The organism is Streptomyces sp. NPDC050439, from assembly GCF_040655335.1.
In the GTDB taxonomy this organism is placed as follows: domain Bacteria; phylum Actinomycetota; class Actinomycetes; order Streptomycetales; family Streptomycetaceae; genus Streptomyces.
On the sequence record NZ_JBFAJT010000003.1, the window covers coordinates 24,098 to 45,549 of the forward strand.

Annotated in this window: 20 protein-coding genes; 10 read left to right on the forward strand and 10 right to left on the reverse strand. The window is 70.2% G+C overall.

Going from position 1 to position 21,452, the window contains the following annotated elements:
- Positions 1-168: 168 nt before the first annotated feature.
- From AB0I66_RS13175 to tyrS, 3 genes are all read left to right on the forward strand, one after another.
- A complete protein-coding gene (locus AB0I66_RS13175) occupies positions 169-1,692 on the forward strand; it encodes a TldD/PmbA family protein (protein ID WP_363207924.1) in 1,524 nt (507 codons plus the stop codon).
- The gene (locus AB0I66_RS13180) at positions 1,689-3,080 is read left to right on the forward strand and encodes a metallopeptidase TldD-related protein (RefSeq protein WP_363207925.1); all 1,392 of its coding nucleotides are present in this window, start codon (positions 1,689-1,691) and stop codon (positions 3,078-3,080) included. Before AB0I66_RS13175 ends, AB0I66_RS13180 begins: the two co-directional genes overlap by 4 nt.
- Positions 3,081-3,168: 88 nt before the next feature.
- Complete coding sequence (tyrS, locus tag AB0I66_RS13185) at positions 3,169-4,446, forward strand: tyrosine--tRNA ligase (protein ID WP_363207926.1); 1,278 nt, start codon at positions 3,169-3,171, stop codon at positions 4,444-4,446.
- 75 nt (positions 4,447-4,521) lie between these two features.
- Here tyrS and AB0I66_RS13190 read toward each other — a convergent pair whose 3' ends face one another.
- The gene (locus AB0I66_RS13190; RefSeq protein ID WP_363207927.1) at positions 4,522-4,797 is read right to left on the reverse strand and encodes a GlsB/YeaQ/YmgE family stress response membrane protein; all 276 of its coding nucleotides are present in this window, start codon (positions 4,795-4,797) and stop codon (positions 4,522-4,524) included.
- Between the two features lie 215 nt (positions 4,798-5,012).
- Here AB0I66_RS13190 and AB0I66_RS13195 point away from each other — a divergent pair, with 215 nt between their 5' ends.
- Together AB0I66_RS13195 and AB0I66_RS13200 are read left to right on the forward strand one after the other, a co-directional pair.
- Positions 5,013-5,402 carry a DUF3099 domain-containing protein gene (locus tag AB0I66_RS13195; protein WP_363207928.1) on the forward strand — a complete coding sequence of 130 codons (390 nt, stop codon included), beginning with the start codon at positions 5,013-5,015 and terminating at the stop codon, positions 5,400-5,402.
- 189 nt (positions 5,403-5,591) lie between these two features.
- Positions 5,592-5,807 carry a hypothetical protein gene (locus tag AB0I66_RS13200; protein WP_363207929.1) on the forward strand — a complete coding sequence of 72 codons (216 nt, stop codon included), beginning with the start codon at positions 5,592-5,594 and terminating at the stop codon, positions 5,805-5,807.
- Positions 5,808-5,823: 16 nt separating this feature from the next.
- Here AB0I66_RS13200 and moaA read toward each other — a convergent pair whose 3' ends face one another.
- The 3 genes from moaA to AB0I66_RS13215 all read right to left on the reverse strand — a co-directional run bounded on the left by moaA (position 5,824) and on the right by AB0I66_RS13215 (position 9,010).
- Positions 5,824-6,831 (reverse strand): GTP 3',8-cyclase MoaA, encoded by a 1,008-nt coding sequence (moaA, locus tag AB0I66_RS13205; RefSeq protein WP_363207930.1) that lies wholly within the window; start codon positions 6,829-6,831, stop codon positions 5,824-5,826.
- 179 nt (positions 6,832-7,010) lie between these two features.
- A complete protein-coding gene (locus AB0I66_RS13210; protein WP_363207931.1) occupies positions 7,011-8,645 on the reverse strand; it encodes a cation acetate symporter in 1,635 nt (544 codons plus the stop codon).
- Positions 8,642-9,010 (reverse strand): DUF485 domain-containing protein, encoded by a 369-nt coding sequence (locus AB0I66_RS13215; RefSeq protein WP_363207932.1) that lies wholly within the window; start codon positions 9,008-9,010, stop codon positions 8,642-8,644. Before AB0I66_RS13215 ends, AB0I66_RS13210 begins: the two co-directional genes overlap by 4 nt.
- A gap of 328 nt (positions 9,011-9,338) precedes the next feature.
- Here AB0I66_RS13215 and AB0I66_RS13220 point away from each other — a divergent pair, with 328 nt between their 5' ends.
- The 3 genes from AB0I66_RS13220 to AB0I66_RS13230 all read left to right on the forward strand — a co-directional run bounded on the left by AB0I66_RS13220 (position 9,339) and on the right by AB0I66_RS13230 (position 13,697).
- Positions 9,339-10,874 carry a S8 family serine peptidase gene (locus AB0I66_RS13220; protein ID WP_363207933.1) on the forward strand — a complete coding sequence of 512 codons (1,536 nt, stop codon included), beginning with the start codon at positions 9,339-9,341 and terminating at the stop codon, positions 10,872-10,874.
- Positions 10,875-10,888: 14 nt separating this feature from the next.
- Positions 10,889-12,472, forward strand: a complete 1,584-nt coding sequence (locus AB0I66_RS13225; protein ID WP_363207934.1) for a S8 family serine peptidase — start codon at positions 10,889-10,891, stop codon at positions 12,470-12,472.
- Between the two features lie 181 nt (positions 12,473-12,653).
- Entirely contained in the window at positions 12,654-13,697 is a 1,044-nt protein-coding gene (locus AB0I66_RS13230; protein WP_363207935.1) for a CopD family protein, read from the forward strand.
- On the opposite strand, the gene AB0I66_RS13235 is transcribed toward AB0I66_RS13230, so the two are convergent.
- From AB0I66_RS13235 to AB0I66_RS13260, 6 genes are all read right to left on the reverse strand, one after another.
- On the reverse strand, positions 13,630-14,355 hold the full coding sequence (locus AB0I66_RS13235) for a lysoplasmalogenase (protein WP_363207936.1): 726 nt from the start codon (positions 14,353-14,355) through the stop codon (positions 13,630-13,632). The genes AB0I66_RS13230 and AB0I66_RS13235 overlap by 68 nt on opposite strands.
- Positions 14,352-15,272, reverse strand: coding sequence for a sterol desaturase family protein (locus tag AB0I66_RS13240; protein ID WP_363207937.1), 921 nt, complete (start codon positions 15,270-15,272; stop codon positions 14,352-14,354). The genes AB0I66_RS13235 and AB0I66_RS13240 overlap by 4 nt, the downstream gene beginning before the upstream one ends.
- 170 nt (positions 15,273-15,442) lie before the next feature.
- Positions 15,443-16,696: an amidohydrolase family protein gene (locus AB0I66_RS13245; protein WP_363207938.1), complete on the reverse strand. Its 1,254-nt coding sequence runs from the start codon at positions 16,694-16,696 to the stop codon at positions 15,443-15,445.
- Entirely contained in the window at positions 16,693-17,976 is a 1,284-nt protein-coding gene (locus AB0I66_RS13250) for an amidohydrolase family protein (protein WP_363207939.1), read from the reverse strand. The genes AB0I66_RS13245 and AB0I66_RS13250 overlap by 4 nt, the downstream gene beginning before the upstream one ends.
- A 10-nt stretch (positions 17,977-17,986) precedes the next feature.
- Positions 17,987-18,871, reverse strand: a complete 885-nt coding sequence (locus AB0I66_RS13255; protein WP_363207940.1) for an SDR family NAD(P)-dependent oxidoreductase — start codon at positions 18,869-18,871, stop codon at positions 17,987-17,989.
- A 1-nt stretch (position 18,872) separates the two neighbouring features.
- Positions 18,873-19,670 carry an acetoacetate decarboxylase family protein gene (locus AB0I66_RS13260; RefSeq protein WP_363207941.1) on the reverse strand — a complete coding sequence of 266 codons (798 nt, stop codon included), beginning with the start codon at positions 19,668-19,670 and terminating at the stop codon, positions 18,873-18,875.
- A 71-nt stretch (positions 19,671-19,741) separates the two neighbouring features.
- Between AB0I66_RS13260 and AB0I66_RS13265 the strand changes: the two genes are divergently transcribed.
- Together AB0I66_RS13265 and AB0I66_RS13270 are read left to right on the forward strand one after the other, a co-directional pair.
- Positions 19,742-20,410, forward strand: a complete 669-nt coding sequence (locus tag AB0I66_RS13265) for a TetR family transcriptional regulator (RefSeq protein ID WP_363207942.1) — start codon at positions 19,742-19,744, stop codon at positions 20,408-20,410.
- Between the two features lie 31 nt (positions 20,411-20,441).
- The gene (locus tag AB0I66_RS13270; protein ID WP_363207943.1) at positions 20,442-21,449 is read left to right on the forward strand and encodes a DEDDh family exonuclease; all 1,008 of its coding nucleotides are present in this window, start codon (positions 20,442-20,444) and stop codon (positions 21,447-21,449) included.
- The last annotated feature ends 3 nt before the right edge of the window (positions 21,450-21,452 follow it).

Genomic DNA, 21,452 nt, shown 5'->3' on the forward strand with positions numbered 1-21,452 from the left:
AGCGGTCTGGTACCTCGAAAACCTATCGGTACGGTGCTCCATACGGAGAATCGACGACCGACAGTGGCGTACCGGACTCCCTGTCGGGTCCCTACAGAAATCTCTGGCCGCCGGCCCCTCACGCGCGACATGATCTGAGCGACCGGTGCCGACAGCAGGGAGACACCCGTGCCTCATTCCATCGATGAAGCCTTCACGGCGCTGCCGCTCAGGGCTCTGGCCGACGCCGCCCTGGCCCGTGCGCGGGCCCTGGGGGCGGACCACGCGGACTTCCGCCTCGAGCGGGTGCGCAGCGCGTCCTGGCGGCTTCGGGACGCCAGGCCGTCCGGCACGTCGGACACCACGGACCTGGGCTACGCGGTCCGTGTCGTGCACGGCGGGACCTGGGGGTTCGCCTCGGGCGTCGATCTGACGATGGACGCGGCGGCGAAGGTCGCGTCCCAGGCCGTGGCCATGGCCAAGCTCTCCGCGAAGGTCATCAGGGCCGCGGGGTCGGACGAGCGCGTGGAGCTCGCGAGTGAGCCCGTGCACGCCGACAGGACGTGGGTGTCGGCGTACGAGATCGACCCCTTCTCCGTGCCGGACGAGGAGAAGAGCGGGCTGCTCGCCGAGTGGAGCTCGCGGCTGCTCGCCGCCGACGGCGTCTCGCACGTCGACGCCTCGCTGCTCACCGTGCACGAGAACAAGTTCTACGCGGACACGGCGGGGACGGTGACCACACAGCAGCGGGTCAGGCTGCACCCGCAGCTCACCGCGGTCGCGGTCGACGGGACGAGCGGCGAGTTCGACTCGATGCGGACCATCGCGCCGCCGGTCGGGCGTGGCTGGGAGTACCTCACAGGGACCGGCTGGGACTGGGACGCCGAGCTCGCGCGCATCCCGGAGCACCTCGCCGAGAAGATGCGGGCGCCGAGCGTGGAGGCGGGCTCGTACGACCTCGTGGTAGACCCCTCCAACCTCTGGCTGACCATCCACGAGTCCATCGGCCACGCCACGGAGCTGGACCGCGCGCTGGGCTACGAGGCCGCGTACGCGGGGACGTCGTTCGCCACCTTCGACCAGCTCGGCAAGCTCGCCTACGGCTCGTCGATCATGAACGTGACGGGTGACAGGACGGCCGAGCACGGCCTCGCGACCATCGGGTACGACGACGAGGGCGTGGCCGGGCAGTCCTGGGACCTGGTGAAGGACGGCACCCTGGTCGGCTACCAACTGGACCGGCGGATCGCGAAGCTCACCGGTTTCGAGCGGTCCAACGGCTGCGCGTACGCGGACTCCCCCGGCCATGTGCCGGTGCAGCGCATGGCGAACGTGTCGCTCCAGCCGGATCCGGCCGGGCTCGGCACGGAGGATCTGATCGCGGGCGTGGACCGGGGCATCTACGTCGTAGGTGACCGTTCCTGGTCGATCGACATGCAGAGGTACAACTTCCAGTTCACGGGACAGCGTTTCTACCGCATCGAGAACGGCCGCATCACCGGTCAGCTGCGCGATGTCGCGTACCAGGCGACGACCACCGACTTCTGGGGTTCGATGGCGGCGGTCGGCGGCCCGCAGACGTATGTGCTCGGCGGCGCCTTCAACTGCGGCAAGGCCCAGCCGGGGCAGGTCGCGGCGGTCTCGCACGGCTGCCCGTCGGCCCTGTTCCGGGGCGTGAACATCCTCAACACGACGCAGGAGGCCGGTCGATGAGCCGTACCAGCAAGCCTTACGAGATCGTCGAGCGTGCCCTCGAACTGTCCACCGCCGACGGCTGCGTCGTCATCGCCGACGAGCACTCGACCGCGAACCTGCGCTGGGCGGGCAACGCCCTGACCACCAACGGCGTCACCCGCGGCCGTACCCTCACCGTCGTCGCGACCGTCGACGGCAAGGAAGGCACCGCTTCCGGCGTCGTCTCCCGCTCGGCGGTGACCGCCGCCGATCTCGAGCCCCTGGTCCGCGCCGCCGAGCACGCCGCGCGCGGGGCGGGTCCCGCCGAGGACGCGCAGCCGCTGGTGGCCGGGGGCAAGGAGTCCGCGGACTTCAGGGACGCGCCCCGCGAGACGTCCTCCGCGGTCTTCGACGGCTTCGCCCCGGCGCTCGGCGAGGCGTTCGCCACCGCCCGCGCGGGCGGACGCGAGCTGTACGGCTTCGCGAACCACGAGCTCGTGTCGAGCTACCTGGGGACGTCGACGGGCCTGCGCCTGCGGCACGACCAGCCCAACGGCACCCTGGAGCTGAACGCGAAGTCCCCCGACCGCACGAAGTCGGCGTGGGCGGGGCGTGCGACCCGGGACTTCAAGGACGTCGACCCGGCGGCCCTCGACGCGGAGCTCGCCAAGCGCCTGGGGTGGGCCCAGCGGCGCGTCGACCTGCCCGCGGGGCGGTACGAGACGCTGCTTCCGCCGACCGCCGTGGCCGACCTGCTGATCTACCAGCTGTGGTCGGCGTCGGCCAGGGACGCGGCCGAGGGCCGGACGGTGTTCTCCAGGCCCGGCGGCGGCACCCGCGTCGGCGACCGGCTCGCCGAGCTGCCCCTGACGCTGCGCAGCGACCCGAACGAGCCGGGCCTGGAGTCCGCGCCGTTCGTCCTCGCGCACGCCTCGGGCGGCGACTCCTCCGTCTTCGACAACGGGCTTCCGCTAGCCGCCACCGAGTGGGTGCGCGCGGGCGAGCTGGCGAACCTGACCAGCACCCGGCACAGCGCGAGCCTCACCGGTCTGCCGGTGGCCCCCGCCATCGACAACCTCATCCTGGACGGCGGCACCGACCGCACCCTGGAGGACATGGTCGCGGGCACGGAGCGCGGGCTGCTCCTGACCTGCCTCTGGTACATCCGCGAGGTCGACCCGGCGACCCTGCTGCTCACCGGCCTCACCAGGGACGGCGTCTATCTCGTCGAGAACGGCGAGGTGGTGGGCGAGGTGAACAACTTCCGCTTCAACGAGTCGCCGGTGGACCTGCTCTCGCGGGCCTCGGAGGCCGGGCGTACGGAGAAGACGCTGCCCAGGGAGTGGGGCGACTGGTTCACCAGGGCCGCGATGCCCGCCCTGCGCATCCCCGACTTCAACATGAGCTCGGTCAGCCAAGGCGTGTGACGCCCATAGACTGGCCGGTGCCAGCCGGTACCGGCCAGAAGCCTCAGGCCTTTCGACCGGCCAGAACCTTTCAAGGAGACACAAGACCGTGACGGACATCGTCGACGAGCTGAAGTGGCGGGGACTCTTCTCCCTGTCCACGGACGAAGATGCACTGCGCAAGGCGCTCGCGGACGGCCCCGTCACGTTCTATTGCGGCTTCGACCCGACCGCGGCCAGCCTGCACGTCGGACACTTGGTGCAGGTCCTGACCGTCCGCAGGCTCCAGCAGGCGGGCCACCGCCCGCTGGCGCTCGTCGGCGGCGCCACGGGCCAGATCGGTGACCCGCGGCCGACCGCCGAGCGCACCCTGAACGACCCGGAGACGGTCGCGAACTGGGTGGCCCGGCTGCGCTCGCAGATCGAGCCGTTCCTGTCCTTCGAGGGCGAGAACGCCGCGGTGATGGTCAACAACCTGGACTGGACCGCGGGCATGTCCGCGATCGAGTTCCTGCGGGACATCGGCAAGCACTTCCGCGTGAACAAGATGCTGACCAAGGACTCCGTGGCCCGCCGTCTGGAGTCCCAGGAGGGCATCTCGTACACGGAGTTCAGCTACCAGCTGCTCCAGGGCATGGACTTCCTTGAGCTCTACCGGCGCTACGGCTGCACGCTGCAGACAGGTGGCAGCGACCAGTGGGGCAACCTCACCGCGGGCATCGACCTGATCCACCGCCTGGAGCCGGACGCCGCGGTGCACGCCGTCGGCACACCGCTGATGGTCAAGGCGGACGGCACCAAGTTCGGCAAGTCCGAGAGCGGCGCCGTCTGGCTCGACCCGCAGATGACCACGCCGTACGCGTTCTACCAGTTCTGGCTGAACGTGGACGACCGGGACGTCTCGACGTACATGCGCATCCTCAGCTTCAAGTCCCGCGAGGAGCTGGAGGAGATCGAGAAGCTCACCGAGGAGCGTCCGCAGGCCCGTGCGGCCCAGCGCGCGCTCGCCGAGGAGCTGACGACGCTGGTGCACGGCGCCGACCAGTGCGCCGCGGTCATCGCCGCCTCCAAGGCGCTGTTCGGCCAGGGTGAGCTCGGTGACCTCGACGAGGCGACGCTGAGCGCGGCCCTCTCCGAGCTGCCGCGTGTCCAGGTCGCCGAGCTGGGCCCGGTGGTGGACCTCCTCGCGGAGGTCGGCCTGGTCGCGAGCAAGTCCGCGGCCCGGCGCACGGTCAAGGAGGGCGGTGCCTACGTGAACAACGCGAAGGTCGCCTCCGAGGACGCCGTGCCGTCCCGCGACGAGCTGCTGCACGGGCGCTGGCTCGTGCTGCGCCGCGGCAAGAAGAACCTGGCAGCCGTCGAGGTCACGGCGGTCACGGCAGGCTGATCCGCGTTCCCGTATGCGTACGAAAGGGGCCGGCCCTTATGGACCGGCCCCTCTCGCATGCCGTGTTCGCGCAGGTCAGGCGCGTTGCCTGTTGCCCTTGATCATCTTGTACGCCATGTCTCCGACGCCCACGACGACGAGTGCCGCCACCAGCTGCAGGGCGTGGCGACCCCAGTCGATGCCCTTGGTGTCATCGATGCCGAACGCCGAGGCAAGCGAGTTGCCGATGATCGCGCCGATGATGCCGAAGATCGTGGTCAGCCAGAGCGGACTGTGCTGCTTACCGGGCAGGATCGCCTTGGCGATCAGCCCCAGCACGAATCCCACGACGATGGCCCACAACCAGCTCATAGCTGCCTCCTCATTCGGCTCAACATGAGCATTACGGCAAGTCTCGACCGATCCTCCATACGGCGCATGTCGGGCACCCCCATACGTGGCATGACGCAGACAGGACACCGAGAAGAGGCCTGCCCCGGTCTCGAAGGCTGCGCAGCCCCGGCGTAACGTGGAGCGCGTCCGGGCCGGGGAGCGCCCGGCTTCTTGTGAGCAGGCGGTGGAATGTGATGCGGAAGCAGAGCGGCGCCCAGGTCTTCCGGATCACAGGGGCCCGGCAGTCACTCGCGGACGACGTGCGGGGCAGGCAGCGGCGGTACGTGATCTCGATGTCGATCCGTACGCTTTCGGTCATTGCCGCGGCGGTGCTGTGGAACGTCGAGCGGCACGTCGCCCTTGTCGCACTGGTGCTCGGCATCCTCCTGCCGTACATCTCCGTCGTGATCGCCAACGCGGGGCGCGAGAACATCCCCTCGCTGCCGTCGACCTTCGTACCGGCGCCGTCCCGGCCGGTGCTCGCGCCGCCGCCCCCGCGCGACGAGTCCGCGGAACCCGTCCCGGAAGCCGGCACGGGCCCCGCGCCGGGCGAGCCCAACGCTCCGTCAGGCCATCAGAACTGACCGTCGACGATGCGCCAAGCTCAAGAAAACCTCAGATCAATCATGTGGTTCCGGTGCCAGGCACCGGGTCCCCCGTGACATACTTCGTACGCGCTCCGCATCCCCCGTCGGAGCGACAGACCGACGCCGGGCAGCTCCCCCCGTGGCTGCTCGGCGTCGCCTTGTTTTGAACGCACTTGGACGTCATTCGTGAGCGACGAAACACCGATCTGTTCCGCCAAGGGCTGCCGCGCGGCCGCCGTGTGGGTGCTGGCGTGGAACAACCCGAAGATCCACACCCCGGAGCGCCGCAAGACGTGGCTCGCCTGTGAGGAACACCGCGAGCACCTCTCTCAATTCCTGGGCGTACGCAGCATGTTGAAGGACGTCGTGCCGCTCGCCGAGTGGGAAGCCCCGGAGAGCTAGCGCACCGGGGCCTGTCCTAGCCGCCGATCGCCGACATGGGGCGGTCGGGCTGCAGGAACGTCGGGTCGTCAAGGCCCGAGCCCGCCTTCTTGCCCCACATCGCGAGCTTCCAGATGCGGGCGATCGCCTCGTCCGAGCCCTCGGAGCTCTCTTCGTCGTTCGCCCGCAGGGCCGCCCTCAGGTCGGTCTCCTCGGTGGCGAACAGACAGGTGCGGACCTGGCCGTCGGCCGTCAGGCGGGTGCGGTCGCAGGCCGAGCAGAATGGGCGCGTGACGGATGCGATGACGCCGACGCGATGCGGGCCGCCGTCCACGAGCCAGCGCTCGGCCGGCGCGGAGCCGCGCTCGCCGGAGCCCTCTTCGGTGAGCTCGAAGCGCGTACGCAGCGACTGCAGGATGTCACCGGCGGTGATCATGCCGTCGCGCTTCCAGCCGTGCTGGGCGTCCAGGGGCATCTGCTCGATGAAACGCAGTTCGTAGTCGTTCTCGACGGCCCAGGCGAGGAGGTCGGGGGCCTCGTCGTCGTTCAGGCCCGGCATCAGGACCGTGTTCACCTTGACCGGGGTCAGGCCGGCGTCACGGGCCGCCTCCAGGCCTTCCAGGACGTCCTTGTGGCGGTCGCGGCGGGTGAGGGTCTTGAAGACGTCGGGGCGCAGGGTGTCCAGCGAGACGTTCACCCGGTCGAGGCCCGCGGCCTTGAGGGCGGCGGCGGTGCGCTTGAGGCCGATGCCGTTCGTCGTCAGGGACATCTTGGGGCGCGGCTCCAGCTGGGCGCAGCGCTCGATGATGCCGACGAGGCCGGGGCGCAGGAGCGGCTCGCCGCCGGTGAAGCGGATCTCGGTGATGCCGAGCTGGGTGACGGCGATCCGGATGAGGCGGACGATCTCGTCGTCGCTGAGGAGCTCGGACTTGGACAGCCATTGCAGGCCCTCTTCGGGCATGCAGTACGTGCACCGCAGATTGCACTTGTCGGTCAGCGAAACCCGCAGATCGGTGGCCACTCGGCCGTAGGTGTCGATGAGCACGTGGGCCCCCTCCCTGATCCTGTTCAGCCGTTCGGTTCAGATGACACGAGCCTACGTGACGGGACCGACAGCGAGGGGGGCCCGATCCCACGAGGAGCGGTGCGGCCGCGTCGTAGAGATCTACCAATGATCTACGACGCGGCCGCTGACGTGCGTGTTTCAGGTGGAACCCAGGAGGATCAGTGGGCTCCGGTTCCCGTGAGGGACCGTACCTCCAGCTCCGCGTATTTGCCCTTGTCCGCCTTCTCCTTCGACAGGATCGTGCCGAGCCAGCCGAGCAGGAAGCCCAGCGGGATGGAGATCAGGCCCGGGTTCTCCAGCGGGAAGAAGTCGAAGTTCGCGTCGGGGAACATCGAGGTGGGCTTGCCCGAGACGACCGGCGAGAACAGCACCAGGCCGACGGCCGCGATCAGTCCGCCGTAGATGGACCAGAGTGCGCCCTGGGTGGTGAAGCGCTTCCAGAACAGGCTGTAGAGGATCGTCGGCAGGTTCGCGGAGGCCGCCACGGCGAAGGCGAGGGCGACCAGGCCCGCCACGTTGAGATCGCGGGCCAGGGCGCCGAGCGCGATGGAGACGATGCCGATGAAGACGGTCGACCAGCGTGCGGCCTTCATCTCCTCCTTCTCGGTGGCCTTGCCCTTCTTGATGACGTTGGCGTAGATGTCGTGCGCGAACGACGAGGACGAGGCGAGGGTCAGACCGGCGACGACCGCGAGGATCGTGGCGAAGGCGACCGCGGAGATCACGGCGAGCAGGAGCGCGCCGCCGGTGGAGTCGCCACCGCCGCCGATCTCCAGGGCGGCGAGCGGCGCCGCCGTGTTGCCCGCCTTGTTCGAGGCGATGATGTCGCCCGGCTTGAGCAGCGCCGCGGCGCCGAAGCCGAGGACGATCGTCATCAGGTAGAAGGAGCCGATGATGCCGATCGCCCAGTTCACGGACTTACGCGCGGCCTTGGCGGTCGGCACCGTGTAGAAGCGGATCAGGATGTGCGGCAGTCCCGCCGTGCCGAGCACCAGGGCGATGCCGAGCGAGAGGAAGTCCAGCTTCGACGTACCGCTCACGCCGTACTTGAGACCGGGCTCCAGGAAGGCCGAGCCCTTGCCGCTGTTGGAGGCGGCGGTGCCGAGCAGGTCGGAGACGTTGAAGTTGAACTTCAGCAGGATCAGGAAGGTGATCAGGATGGTGCCCGCGATGAGCAGCACGGCCTTGACCATCTGCACCCAGGTGGTGCCCTTCATGCCGCCGATGGTGACGTAGACGATCATCAGGACGCCGACGAGGGCGACGATCAGGATCTTGCCCGCGTCACTGGTGATGCCGAGCAGCAGCGAGACCAGGACACCGGCGCCCGCCATCTGCGCGAGCAGGTAGAAGATCGAGACGACGATCGTGGAGGTGCCCGCCGCGGTGCGCACCGGACGCTGGCGCATGCGATAGGCGAGCACGTCGCCCATCGTGTACCGGCCCGAGTTGCGCAGCGGCTCGGCGACCAGGAGGAGCGCCACCAGCCAGGCGACCAGGAAGCCGATGGAGTAGAGGAAGCCGTCGTACCCGAAGAGGGCGATGGCGCCCGCGATGCCGAGGAAGGACGCGGCGGACATGTAGTCGCCGGAGATCGCCAGACCGTTCTGGAAGCCGGTGAACTGGCGGCCGCCCGCGTAGAAGTCGGCGGCGCTCTTGGTCTGGCGTCCCGCCCAGACGGTGATGAAGAGGGTCGCGACGACGAAGGCCGCGAAGAGGCTGATGATCAGCGCCCGGTGCTCGGAGGCGTCGGACGTGGCCGCCAGGACAGTGGTGTTCAGCGCGGGGCTCATGCGCCGGCCTCCATACGGGACTTGATCGCCTCGGCCTTGGGGTCGAGCTTCGCCGAGGCGTGGCGCGAGTAGAACCAGGCGATGAGGAACGTGGTCAGGAACTGTGCGAGGCCGAGGACCAGGGCGACGTTGATGTTGCCGAACAGCTTGGTGCCCATGAAGTCGCCCGCGTAGTTCGAGAGCAGGACGTACGCGAGGTACCAGAGGATGAAGGCGACGGTCAGCGGGAAGGCGAACGAGCGGTGCGCCTTGCGGAGTTCACCGAACTCGGGACTCGCTTGCTCCTGGAGGAATTCTTCCGTGGACGGCGCGTACGGGGCGGGGGCTGCTCCGTCCTTGGACGGTGGGGATGCTTCGGGGGCCACGGAGTCTTCTCCTCGTGGTGCGGGTGCGGTGGGGACGGACAGCTGATCCATTGACTCTCTTCGATCCGGCAGTGACGCGGATCACGTGAGCCACGGATGGCGATGCTAAGGCCACAGGACGTGATCCGACAGGGGTCGATGTTGCTTCCGTTACCTGTTCAACGTCTCGACGGCGCGCCCGGCGCGGTGTGCGGGATCGATTTCTTCTGGAATCCATTGCTGGCCTGGGAGTTCGGGGGATAGCTTCACCCTGCACAGCCCGTCATGTACCTGCCCGATCACTTGGTGTGTTCGGGCAGTTCACGTATCCGGATGATGTGGAGATCCCATGGCTCATCTGCGTTCCAGACGTCGCATCGCGCTCACCGTGCCGCTCGGCATCGCGCTCGCGGCGTCGGTCGGCTTCGCTCCCGGTGTCGCCACCGCGGCCCCCGACGCCCCCGCCACCGCGTCCGCGAAGGCCGAGGCCCCGAAGCTGGCCTACGTCGTCAACACCCGCACGGACTCCAAGACGATCGCGTACGTCAAGAGGGCGATCGCCAAGGCGGACGGCACCGTCGTCGTCGCCTACCCGAAGATCGGCGTGATCGTCGCGCACTCCGCGAACCCCGACTTCGGCAAGCAGCTGCGCAAGGTCAAGGGCGTCCAGTCCGCCGGCGCGACCCGCACCTCGCCCCTGACGGCGGCGGGCACCACGGAGGAGGGCGCCCCGACCCTCCTGTCGAAGTCCGAGGCCAAGGCGCTCAAGGCGCAGGCCCCTTCGGCCGCCGAACCGCTCGAGGCCGACCAGTGGGACCTGCGCGCGATAGGCGCCGACAAGGCAGCCAAGGTCAACCCGGGCAGCAAGAAGGTCACCGTCGGCGTCATCGACACCGGAGTCGACGACACCCACCCGGACCTCGCGCCCAACTTCTCGGCCTCGCAGTCGGCGAGCTGTGTCGGCGGCAAGGCGGACACCTCCGCCGGTGCCTGGCGCCCGGAGAAGCCCGACCACTACCACGGCACGCACGTGGCCGGCGAGATAGCCGCCGCCCGCAACAACGTGGGCGTCGCGGGTGTCGCCCCCGGCGTGAAGGTGGCCGGCATCAAGGTGGCCGACCCGGTCAGCGAGCTGTTCTACCCGGAGAGCGTCGTCTGCGCGTTCGTGTTCGCCGCCGACAAGGGCATCGAGATCACGAACAACAGCTACTACGTGGACCCGTGGCTCTACAACTGCATGGACGACCCGGACCAGCGGGCCATCGTCGACGCGGTCAACCGTGCACAGCTGTACGCCCAGAAGAAGGGCACCCTGAACCTCGCGTCGGCGGGCAACTCCAACCACGACCTCGCCGCCGACGAGATCCTGGACGACTCCAGCCCGGACGACTCGACGCCGGTGCCCCGCACCATCGACCCGTCCGAGTGCTTCGACCTCCCGACGCAGCTGCCGGGCGTGGTCACGGTCAGCGCGACGGGCGTGCAGAACCTCAAGTCGTACTACTCCACGTACGGCAAGGGCGTCATCGACATCGCGGCCCCGGGCGGCGACAAGTACCAGATCCCGGCCGACACCCCGTCGAAGAACGGCCGCATCCTCTCCACGATGCCGGGCAACGAGTACGGCTGGCTGCAGGGCACCTCGATGGCCTCGCCGCACGCCTCGGGCGTGGCCGCGCTCCTGAAGTCGACGCACCCCAAGGCGAGCCCCGCCGAGCTCCAGCGCCTCCTCAAGAAGCAGGCCGACAACCCGGGCTGCCCGACGACGCCGTACGACCCGGACGGTGACGGCAAGGTCGACGCGATCTGCGAGGGCGGCAAGAACAAGAACGGCTTCTACGGCAGTGGGATCGTCGACGCGCTCGACGCCGTGAAGAAGAAGTGAGGGGCTCGCGCACCATGACCGCACCCTTCACGCGCTCCCGCCGCGTGCTCGCACTCCCGCTCGGCGTGGCGGTGGCCTCGGCCGTCGCCTTCCTGCCGGGCACGGCGTCGGCACAGCCCGACGCCGCGGCCCGTCCCGGCACCCCGGTGTCGTCGGCCGTGTCCGCCCTGGGCTCGCTCACGGACGGCACGTCGATGAGCTACGTCGTCAACGTCCGTGCCGGACACGGCGGTTCACCGTCCGCCAAGACGACGGCGTACGTGAAGAGGGCCATCGCCAAGGCCGGCGGCACGGTCGTCATCGCGTACGACAGGATCGGCGTGATCGTCGTCCACTCGGCGGACGCGGACTTCGCGAAGAAGATCCGCGGGGCGAAGGGCGTCGCGTCGGCGGGAGCCACTCGTACGGCTCCGCTGTCCGCGCAGTCCGACGACGCCCTGGAGGCCGACCGGCCCCTGTCCGCCGCCGAGGCGAAGCAGGCGGCCGGGCAGGCGGGCGCGGGCCAGGACGAGCTCGAGCCGCTCCAGTGGGATCTGCCCGCCATCAAGGCGGACAAGGCCCACAAGGTGTCGCTCGGCAGCTCCAGGGTCACCGTCGGCGTCCTGGACTCCGGCGTGGACGACACGCACCCGGACATCGCGCCGAACTTCGACGCGAAGGCGTCCGCGAGCTGTCTGGGCGGCGTGCCCGTGCAGAAGGACAGCGCGTGGCGTCCGGTGAGCGGGGAGAGCGACCACGGCATGCACGTGGCGGGCACCATCGCCGCCGCGAAGAACGGCACCGGCGTCACCGGTGTCGCTCCGGGCGTGAAGGTGGCGAGCCTGAAGGTGGCCGAGCCGGCGACCGGCATGTACTACACGGAGGCCGTCGTCTGCGGCTTCATGTGGGCGGCCGATCACGGCGTCGACGTCACCAACTCCAGCTACTACACCGACCCGTGGCTGTTCAACTGCAAGACGGACGACGACCAGAAGGCCCTGGTCGACGCCGTCGGGCGGGCCACCCGGTACGCGGAGCGCAAGGGCGCGGTGAACGTCGCGGCGGCAGGCAACGCCGAGACGGACCTCGCGCAGGACGAGATCGTGGACGACTCCAGCCCGGACGACACGACGCCCACGGAGCGGGTCATCAAGACCGCGGACTGCCTCGACCTTCCGTCGCAGCTTCCGGGTGTGGTGACCGTCTCGGCCACGGGCGCGAAGGGCATCAAGTCCTCGTACTCGAACTACGGCCAGGGCGTGGTGGACATCGCGGCGCCGGGCGGTGACTCGACGCGGTACCAGACGCCGGACGCGCCGGCCACGGACGGCCGCATCCTGTCGACGCTGCCGGGCGGCAAGTTCGGCTACAAGGCGGGCACGTCGATGGCGTCCCCGCATGCCGCGGGCGTCGCCGCGCTCATCAAGTCGGCCCACCCGTACGCGTCCTCGTCGAAGGTGAAGGCGCTGCTCTACGGCGAGGCCGACGCCATGAAGTGCACCGATCCGTACGACATCGACGCCGACGGCAAGGTCGACGCGGTGTGCGAGGGCGGCAAGAACAAGAACGGCTTCTACGGCGTGGGCATGATCGACGCCTTGGACGCCATCCGGAAGTAGCCCCCTCGCGGAAGTACCCCTCTCGCGGGAGGCCCAGGGCCGGGCGGTCGGTGACCGCCCGGCCCTTCGCGTGCGCGCCCGTGACCGGAGTGCCTGCGTGGCTCCGGTGGGCCGGAACGGGGAGGCGCCAGTTGTTTGCCAGGACTTGCCCGTTTAGGGGGTGCCTGGTGAAGATCATGTGGTGAGCTCCATAGAACCGTCCGCCGACCCCGGTGGTGAAGCCTCGGGTGGCCCGGCAGCCGCCTCGCACCGCGCACCCCGCCGCCCCTCGGCGGGTCATGCCGTCGCCGTGCTGATCCTGGTGGCCGTCGCCGCCGCCGTCCCGCTGCTCGGCCCCTCGGCGGCACTGAGCGGCACCGGAGAGGCCGAGGCGCCCGGCACGGCCGGGATCACGTTCCTGCGGACGGTCATGTTCGCCGCGCTCTGCGTGCAGTTGGGCGAGGTGTACGCGATCCGGCTCGCGCGCCGCGTCCCGGGGGCGCCGCTGGACCGTGAGCCGCGCAGCTGGGCGGCGTACGCGGCGGGCGCGGGCCTCGTCGCCGCGCTCGGCCTCGCTTCGGTGGTGGCCACCGGCAATCTGGTCCCCCACCAGCTCTCCGACATGGACATCGGCGGCCTCTACGCGACGCGGGACGGCAGGCTGGCGCTCCTTGAGGTCAACGCCTTCATCGTGGCGCTGCTCTGCTCGCGCTCGCGCCGCCCCTCCACCGCCGCGCTTCCGCTGGCCGCGGTGATCGTGGCGGAGGCGTTGCGAGCCCATCCCCCGGTGGAGGACACCCCGCTCATCGGCACCGGTCTGACCCTGGTGCATCTGACCTGCGGGGTGCTGTGGGCGGGTGGCCTGCTGCAGGTGCTTCGGATGCTGCGGCTGTGGCGGACTTTCGCCCCGGAGGCGGGCGCGGCGCTACTGGGGCTCTACGCGCGCGTGGCGGCCGTGCTCCTCGCCGCGATCACGGTGACGGGAGTGTTCAGCACACTGCGCCGGATGCCGCCGGGCACGGTCGTCGACCAGCTGGCGGAGACGGCCTACGGGCGCACGCTGCTCGCCAAGGTGCTCCTCGTGGCGGCCGTGGCCGTCCTGGCGCTGCTCGCGCGCCGCCGGCTGCGCAGGGCCCCCGATCCGGTCTCGGCGTACTCCCCCGCGCGCTGGGAGGTCATCATGCTCGGGGTCGTGGTGGCGGTGTCGGCTCTGCTGACCGCGTTGCCGCTGCCGATTCGCTGGTGAGCTGCTGAGCTGTCTGGGGCAACTGGCGGGGCTGCGCCGCCAATATGCCGCGGACCAGCAGGAACTGGGCGGCGATGTAGGTGAGCATGATCCAGAAGTCGGGGCGCGGGGCCTGCGGCCACTCGGCGACGCCGGTCGCGATGAGGGTGTCCGACAGGAGGAACAGCGCGCCGCCGACCGCCGCGGTGACACCCAGCCTCGTGGCGCCGAACGCCATCGCGGTGAGCAGGAGGCTGTAGCCCGCCACCGGTCCGCGCATGTCCGGCGGGAGATCCGGCCAGAGGAGGGCGACCGTGACGACGAGGGCGGTGGCGTACGCGGCCACGAGCCAGGCGCCACGCGCGCGTGGTGCGCCGTGGCGCTTGAAGAGGATCAGGTAGCAGACGTGGCCCGCCGCGAAGGAGCCCATGCCCGCGAGGAACGCGGCGTCCGCGTCGAAGAGCAGGAGGGTGTCGCCTCCCCAGCCGAAGAGCAGGGCCACGGTCAGCAGGCGCGGCCCCTTGACCGTGACCACGTACGCCGCCAGGAGCGGCATAAGGAGTGGCTTGAACACCGTGTGCCCGACGTCCGAGCCCGCCAGCAGTGCCGCCAGGTCGCCCGCCGCCGCCAGGGCGAACGCGGCCAGGAGCGGCTTGGCCGTCGCGGGGCCGGCGTTCACGCCGCGCTCTCCGTGACCGGCTCCGTCACGGGCTCCGCCACCGGCCCCGGCGCGGCCCCCTGAGCGGTCTGCGACTTCGCGGATTCCTGCGGCTGCCAGCCCGGCCCCCGGAACAGCCTTCCGCCCCGCTCGCGCCAACTGGTGGCCTTCCTGAGGTCCTTGGCTATCGCCACGTACTCGTGCGTGGCCACCCGCAGCGGGTTGTACGTGGTGATGTTCTTCGTGAGGCCGTACACGGGGCGGTCCGTCTCCGCGACCCAGGAGCCGAACATGCGGTCCCAGATGATCAGGATGCCGCCGAAGTTGCGGTCCAGGTAGCCGCCCTGCGACGCGTGGTGGACGCGGTGGTGCGAGGGGGTGTTGAAGATGAACTCGAAGGGCCGCGGGAGCTTGTCGATGCGCTCGGTGTGGATCCAGAACTGGTAGACGAGGTTCGCCGACGAACAGAACGCGAGCGCCGCCGGATGCACGCCGAGCGCGATCAGCGGAAGGTAGAACGGCCAGACCGTCAGGCTCGTCCAGGGCTGGCGCAGCGCCGTCGTGAGGTTGAACTTGCGGCTGGAGTGGTGCACGACGTGGCAGGCCCACAGGATGCGGATGACGTGGTGCCCGCGGTGCGACCAGTAGTAGAAGAAGTCCTGCGCGAGCAGCATCAGCGGGATCGTCCACCACAGCACGGGGATGTGCAGCGGCGTCAGCGCGTACACCGCCGTGTAGATCGCCACGATGGGGATCTTCCACAAGAGGTCGAAGGCGAGGCTGCCGAGCCCCATGGTGACGGAGGTGGCGGCGTCCTTCGTCTCGTACCCGGCTTCGTCCTCGTCGGGATGGATCCGGTGGCTCACGATCTCCACGACGGTGAGCAGCACGAAGGCAGGTATGGACCACAGCACGACATCGGGCAGGTTCGGCGGCATGCGTGCACCGTAAGGGCCCCCGGCCGACCGCCGCTAGACGTAGTTACCGACAAGTATTACCAGCGGTAAAGAAGTGGATGTTGGTGATCCCCGCCAAAAGCGGACGCTCAAACGCCGAGCGTCTCGTCGTGCGTCGCTTCCGTCGCGCGGGGACCACCCCACCCCGTACGTCACCAGACCCGTACCGACCCTCCCGGAGCGAACACCGGGCTCGTGGCACCGGCAGGGGTCTCCTTGAGGGGCTCATCCAGCTCCTGGACCGTGGGCCCGACCTTCGCCGCGATCGCGTCGAGCCGCTCCAGGTCGAAGCCGTACACCCGGGCCGCGTTGCCGCCGACCATGGCGGCGATCTCGTCCTTGGGGAGGCCCGCGTAGGCGATGCGCAGGCCCTCGCGCGAGAAGGGATGCGTGCCCTCGTCGTGCGGGTAGTCACTGCCCCACATGATCTTGTCGAGGCCGATCCGGTCCCTCATCTGCGCCTCGTGCGGGCGCATGAAGCTCGCCCCGACGAAGCAGTTGTCGCGCCAGACCTCGGACGGCCCCTTGCCCATCGAGTCGGCGAGGCCCGCACCGAACTTCGACTCGGCCGTCCCGGAGCTGCCCTTCCGCGACGCCGCCGCGACCAGGCGCCCGTGGTAGTAGTCCAGCATGTCGAGGACGCCCGGGATCCACCCCGAGCCCTGCTCGGTGAGCACGAGCCGCAGGTCGGGATGGCGGCGGAAGGCGCCGCCGAACACCAGGTGCCACAGGGCCCGGTGCGAGAACCACGTCGTCTCCACCATGAACACGGCCCGCGCGGCCGGCTCCTCGCCCAGGGGCGGAGACGCCGACCCCGCATGGTGGTTGACCGGCACGCCGCGCTCGGCGCAGGCCGCCCAGATCGGGTCGTACGCCGCCGAGTAGAGCTCCGCGAGCCCGCTGCCCGGCGGCGTGCCGGGCAGCAGGAGGCCGCCGTGCAGGCCCGCGTCGGCCGCCCGGTGGATCTCCTTCACGGCCTCGTCCACGTCGTTCAGGAGGATCTGGAAGACGCCCGCCCTGCGCCCCGGAGCCGCGGCGCAGAAGTCGGCGAGCCAGCGGTTGTGGGCCCGCAGTCCCGCCCAGCGCTGCTCGTACTCCTCACGGGTAGGGGCCGGTGCCATCAGAGAAGCGCTCGGGAAGAAGGGCGGGATGGTGTTCGGGAAGACGACCTCGGCGACGATGCCGTCCTCTTCCAGTTCGGCGACGCGGCGGTCCGAGTTCCAGTTGCGGTCGGCGGTGTCGGCGAGCAGGTCCTCGTACGGATTGACGTACGTGGCCGCCCACGCGTCGAACGCGTCGTGGTGGCGCGACTCCAGGTAGGGCCGGTAGTCGAGGAGATCGGCGCCCGCGTGGCAGTCGGCGGAGATGACGGTGTAGCGCTCTTCGGTCGTGTGCTGTCCGCTCATGTGTCCGCCCCCAGTACCGGGAAGTCGTGGTCGGTCAGCCAGTGGCGGCCCACCTCGCGCGAGCGCGCCCAGGAGGACTCGACGGCGCCCTGGTCGGCGTCCTGGCCGAGGTCGGCCGGGGTGGGGCCGATCCGGCGTGCCAGCGGCGCGAGGCGCTCCGTGTCGAAGCCGAAGACCTCGGCGGCCGCCAGACCCAGCATTCGGCGGGTCTCCTCCACGGGGATGTCGTGGAAGGTTTTCCGCAGCCACGCGCGCGTGTCGGGCCAGGTCCCCTCGGGGTGCGGGAAGTCGCTGCCCCAGAGGATGTTGTCGACGCCGATCTCGTAGCGCTGGGCGAGTTCGCGGCGCTTGGTGTTGGTCGCGCAGATGAAGATCTGCCGGTCCAGGTACTCGTGCGGGGGCCGTTTGAGCTCCGCGAACGGGGAGAGCTTTTTGCCGCCGTGCGCGCCCAGGTAGAGGCGGTCCATGAACCACAGGAGGTTCGGCAGCCACCAGCAGCCGGATTCCGCGACCCCGAACTTCAGCCCCGGATGACGCTCGAAGACGCCCGACCAGAGCATGAACCACAGGGGCCGCGCCGGCCACCAGGTCACTTCGGAGACGTAGATCCCCAGGTGGTCGCCGTACTCATGGCGGGGCGCCGCCCCGGAGTGCGTGACCACGGGCATCGCGCACTCGGCCGCCGCCGCCCACACGGGGTCGTAACGCGGGTCGTGGTAGGGCGCCTTGTCGACCCACATGGAGGGGATCATCAGCGCGCCGAGCCCGGACTCCTTGGCGCGGTGGACTTCGGCGACGACCCGGTCGACCTCGCCGGTGATGGGCAACAGGGCGACCCCGCAGTGCCGTTCGGGGTGCTCGGACACGAAGTCGGCGAGCCAGCGGTTGTGCGCCTGCGCGCCCGCCATGCCCAGCTCCGGGTCCTGGTCCCCGGAGAGGCCTAGGCCCACCCCGAAGGGCGCGGCCGTCTGGCTGTCCACGGCGTCCGCGTCGGGGAAGACGACCTCGGCGGCCACCCCGTCGCCGTCGAGCTCCTTGAGGCGCTGCGCGGTCTCCCAGCCGCCGCGCAGGCCCTCCTCGTTGTCCTGGAACCACTTGGCGGCGAACGCGTCGTTGCGGATGCCGAGCCGCGTCGCCTCCGCGCGGCGGGCGTCCCGCTCCCCCAGGAACCCGTCGAAGTCCCGGTGGAAGCGGCTGTCGAGATAGGGCCGGTACTCCTCGGTGGGAAGCCCGGCGTGGCAGTCGGAGGAGATGATCAGGTAGGGATCCTGGTCGGTCATCACGTGCCCTTCAGTCCAGAATGAAGCTCTCCAGATACGCCGGGTTCGCGCGGTCCAGCATCGACCGCGACCTGGCCTTGATCTGCCGGTCGCTGTGCTCGCTCTGCGGGAGCAGCCAGAAGCGGTCGGCCGCGATCCCCTCCGCCACGAAGTCCGCCACCTGCTCGACGGGCGTGAACGCGACCTCCTTGCCCGCGTCCTTCATCGCGGTCTCCCACTGGTCGAGAGAGCGGTAAGGGGTCTTGCGGGGGCGGGACTTGGCGTACCGGTCGGGGCGGTTGCGGTGCGACTCCCACAGCCCCGTGCGCAGCATGTGCGGCCCCGGGAAGAGCACGGAGGCACCCACGCGCGCGTGCTCCGCCCTCAGGTGCGCGTACAGGGACTCCGTCATCGTCACGACGGCCGCCTTGGTGACCGCGTACACGGACGCCGTCGGCAGCGGCGCGATGCCGCCGTCACCGGACGACGTGTTGACGACATGGCCCGGCTCGCCGCCCGCGATCATCCGGGGCACGAAGGCCTGGATGCCGTGGAAGACACCCCACACATTGACCTCGAAGGCCCACTTCCAGTCGTTCGGCTCGTGCTCCCACATGCGGCCCTCGGCGCCCGAGCCGACCCCCGCGTTGTTGCACAGCACATGGACGGCGCCGAACGCGTCGTACGCCGCTTCGGCGAGCGCGAAGACCTCTTCTCGCGACCCGACGTCGACCACGCGCGCGTGGACGCTCGCCCCGTCCTCGCGCAGCCCGGCGGCCGCCTTCTCCAGGGCGCCCTCCTCGACGTCCGCGAGGACCACCTTCAGGCCGTCCGCCGCGAACCGTCGCGCCATCGCGAGGCCGATGCCGCTCGCCGCGCCCGTGACGACGGCGACCTGCCCTTCCCGCAGCTCCATCTCAGACGCTCCCCTCGGGCGGGCCGTCGAGGATCTGCTGCGGGTCGTCGTAGCGCTGGTGGATGTAGGGCAGCAGCGCCTGCGCGCTGACGCGCTCGGCCACCCGGCCCTGCTGGTCCGTGGTCTTCTCGCCGATGGTGATCTCGACGACCCGTCGTACGGGCAGGTCGGCGACCGGGTCGTACATCGACTCGCGCAGGACGACGTCCCCGGTGACGCCCTCCAGCTTGCGGACCTTCTCGTTGCGCACGCAGTGCACGAGCACCGGATCGGCGTCGAAGCCCGAACCGTCCACCGCGGGAAGGAACTTGAAGTAGAAGTCCGTCTTCCGGACCGGCTCCGGGAGCGGCAGGTCGCCGCTGACCGCGCCGCGCACCTCCACGAAGGCGATGCCGTGCCGGGCCAGCGAGGCGCGCACCACCAGGCCGTCGCGTTCCACCTCGACCTCGCCCAGCTTCTTCGGCTCCCCGAAGACCTCACGTCCGCCGATCAGGGCCCGCTCATGGGTCATCGGCATGACGAGCGGATACCAGCCGGCCACCCCGTCGTGCTCGGCGGCGACGGCCACCGAGCCCGCGCCGAGCGGATAGCCGGGCAGGTCGACCTTGCTGATGTTGGCCCGCACCAGCGGCCGGCCCGTGGGTTTCAGCGGCGGCGGAAGGACGGCCGCCACGGCGTCCGGATCGCTCTCCCAGACGGCCACCACACCCGTGGACCAGATGTCGGGCAGCTTCGAACTCGCGCTGCGCGCCGCGGCGATCTCCGCCTCGGTGCGCGCTCCATACCGTACGCGTGCCATGTCGTACCACCCTTCGTCAGGACTACAAGAGGTCTTGCGGGCGGTTCTGTAACACAGTTACAACAGGAGGCGTGAAGAGTGAAGAGACGCGTACGCATCCGGACCGGGAACGCGGCCATCTCGACCGGGAACAGGTCCTCGCCGCCGCCGCGGCGCTCGTCAAGCAGCACGGTCCGGGGGCCCTGACGATGCGCAAGCTCGCCGCCGAGCTGGGCACCGCCGTCACCTCGATCTACTGGCACGTCGGCAACCGCGAGTCGCTCCTGGACGCCCTCGTCGAGCGCACCCTCGCCGACCTCGGCGCGATCCACCCCACCGGCCGCACCCCCGACCGGCGCATCGTCTCCGTCGCGCGCGCCCTGCGTCGCCGGCTGCGCGACCACCCGCACCTCATCGCGATGGTCCACGAACGCGGCCTCACCGAGCGGATGTTCCTGCCCGCCCAGCAGGCCCTGGTCCACGAAGTGCACGCGGCGGGCCTGCGCGGCGCCCGCGCCGCCGACGCCGTACGCGCCGTCCAGGTGCACGTCGTCGGCCACCTCCTGGTCGAGCGCAACCGCGAACGCGCGCCCGTGCAGCGCCCCGGCGAGGAGGAACTGTGGGGTGCGCAGACGGCCGAGCAGGACCCGGCGCTCGCCCGCGCGCTCGCCCGACCCGCCGACCACGAGGCGCTGTTCACCCTGTCGGTCAGGGCACTGGTGTCCGGACTTCTCGACGCGGCGAACAGCCCAGGGACCTGACTGTCAGTCGCGGCCCGTATCCTCATGGACCATGCTCGAAGACCAGACGACCGCAGCGTCCGCAGCCACCTGGCCGGCCGCGTACCCAACGGGGTACGCGGTCGTCGACGTCGAGACCACCGGTCTCGCCCGCGACGACCGCATAGTGTCGGCTGCCGTCTACCGCGTGGACGCGCGGGGCGAGGTGGAGGACCACTGGTACACCCTGGTCAATCCCCAGCGTGACCCCGGGCCCGTGTGGATCCACGGTCTCACCAGCGCCCTCCTCGCGGACGCGCCGCTCTTCAAGGACATCGCCGAGGAGTTCGCGTCGCGCCTGGCCGACCGCGTCCTGGTCGCGCACAACGCCGTCTTCGACTGGTCGATGATCGCCAGGGAGTACGCACGCGCCGAGCTCACCGCACCCGTGCGCCAGCGCCTGTGCACCATCGCCCTCTCCAAGGAGCTGCGGCTTCCGCTGCCCAACCACAAGCTGGAGTCGCTCGCCGCGCACTTCGGGGTCGAGCAGCGCCACGCGCACAACGCCCTCGACGACGCGCGCGTGCTCGCCGAGGCCTTCCGTCCCAGCCTCAAGGCCGCGGCCACCGGCGGGGTGCGGCTGCCGCTCCTGGAGTGCCGTCCGCTCACCGAGTGGTCCGACGGCGCGCCCCGGATCGTCCGTCAGCCGACCGGGCCCGGCTCGGCAGGCTCGTCGTACTCCTCGTTCGGCCCGTCGAGTTGGCGCCCCTCGCGCAAGCGGCCCGCCTGCCCCTACCCCAACCCAGGTCGGTATGAACCGGGCAAACAGCTCCAACAGGGCATGCGTGTCGCGTTCTCCGGCGACACCTCCGTGGAGCGCGATCTCCTGGAGGACCGCGCGGTCGAGGCCGGGCTGCACATCGCGACGAGCGTGTCACGCCTGACCAGCCTGCTCGTCACGAACGACCCGGACTCGGGCACCTCCAAGACCGTGAAGGCACGGTCCTTCGGCACCCCCGTCATCGACGAGGCCGCGTTCGGCCAGCTCCTCCAGGACGTCGCTCCGGCGGCGGAGGGCTGAGCC

What these genes read in the sequence shown, in the direction of transcription:
- AB0I66_RS13180 (WP_363207925.1), top strand. Translation starts at nt 1,689, where the DNA reads ATGAGCCGTACCAGCAAGCCTTACGAGATCGTCGAGCGTGCCCTCGAA.
- AB0I66_RS13190 (WP_363207927.1), bottom strand. Translation starts at nt 4,797, where the DNA reads ATGAGCTGGTTGTGGGCCATCGTCGTGGGATTCGTGCTGGGGCTGATC.
- AB0I66_RS13195 (WP_363207928.1), top strand. Translation starts at nt 5,013, where the DNA reads ATGCGGAAGCAGAGCGGCGCCCAGGTCTTCCGGATCACAGGGGCCCGG.
- AB0I66_RS13210 (WP_363207931.1), bottom strand. Translation starts at nt 8,645, where the DNA reads ATGAGCCCCGCGCTGAACACCACTGTCCTGGCGGCCACGTCCGACGCC.
- AB0I66_RS13220 (WP_363207933.1), top strand. Translation starts at nt 9,339, where the DNA reads ATGGCTCATCTGCGTTCCAGACGTCGCATCGCGCTCACCGTGCCGCTC.
- AB0I66_RS13225 (WP_363207934.1), top strand. Translation starts at nt 10,889, where the DNA reads ATGACCGCACCCTTCACGCGCTCCCGCCGCGTGCTCGCACTCCCGCTC.
- AB0I66_RS13240 (WP_363207937.1), bottom strand. Translation starts at nt 15,272, where the DNA reads ATGCCGCCGAACCTGCCCGATGTCGTGCTGTGGTCCATACCTGCCTTC.
- AB0I66_RS13245 (WP_363207938.1), bottom strand. Translation starts at nt 16,696, where the DNA reads ATGAGCGGACAGCACACGACCGAAGAGCGCTACACCGTCATCTCCGCC.
- AB0I66_RS13250 (WP_363207939.1), bottom strand. Translation starts at nt 17,976, where the DNA reads ATGACCGACCAGGATCCCTACCTGATCATCTCCTCCGACTGCCACGCC.
- AB0I66_RS13255 (WP_363207940.1), bottom strand. Translation starts at nt 18,871, where the DNA reads ATGGAGCTGCGGGAAGGGCAGGTCGCCGTCGTCACGGGCGCGGCGAGC.
- AB0I66_RS13260 (WP_363207941.1), bottom strand. Translation starts at nt 19,670, where the DNA reads ATGGCACGCGTACGGTATGGAGCGCGCACCGAGGCGGAGATCGCCGCG.
- AB0I66_RS13270 (WP_363207943.1), top strand. Translation starts at nt 20,442, where the DNA reads ATGCTCGAAGACCAGACGACCGCAGCGTCCGCAGCCACCTGGCCGGCC.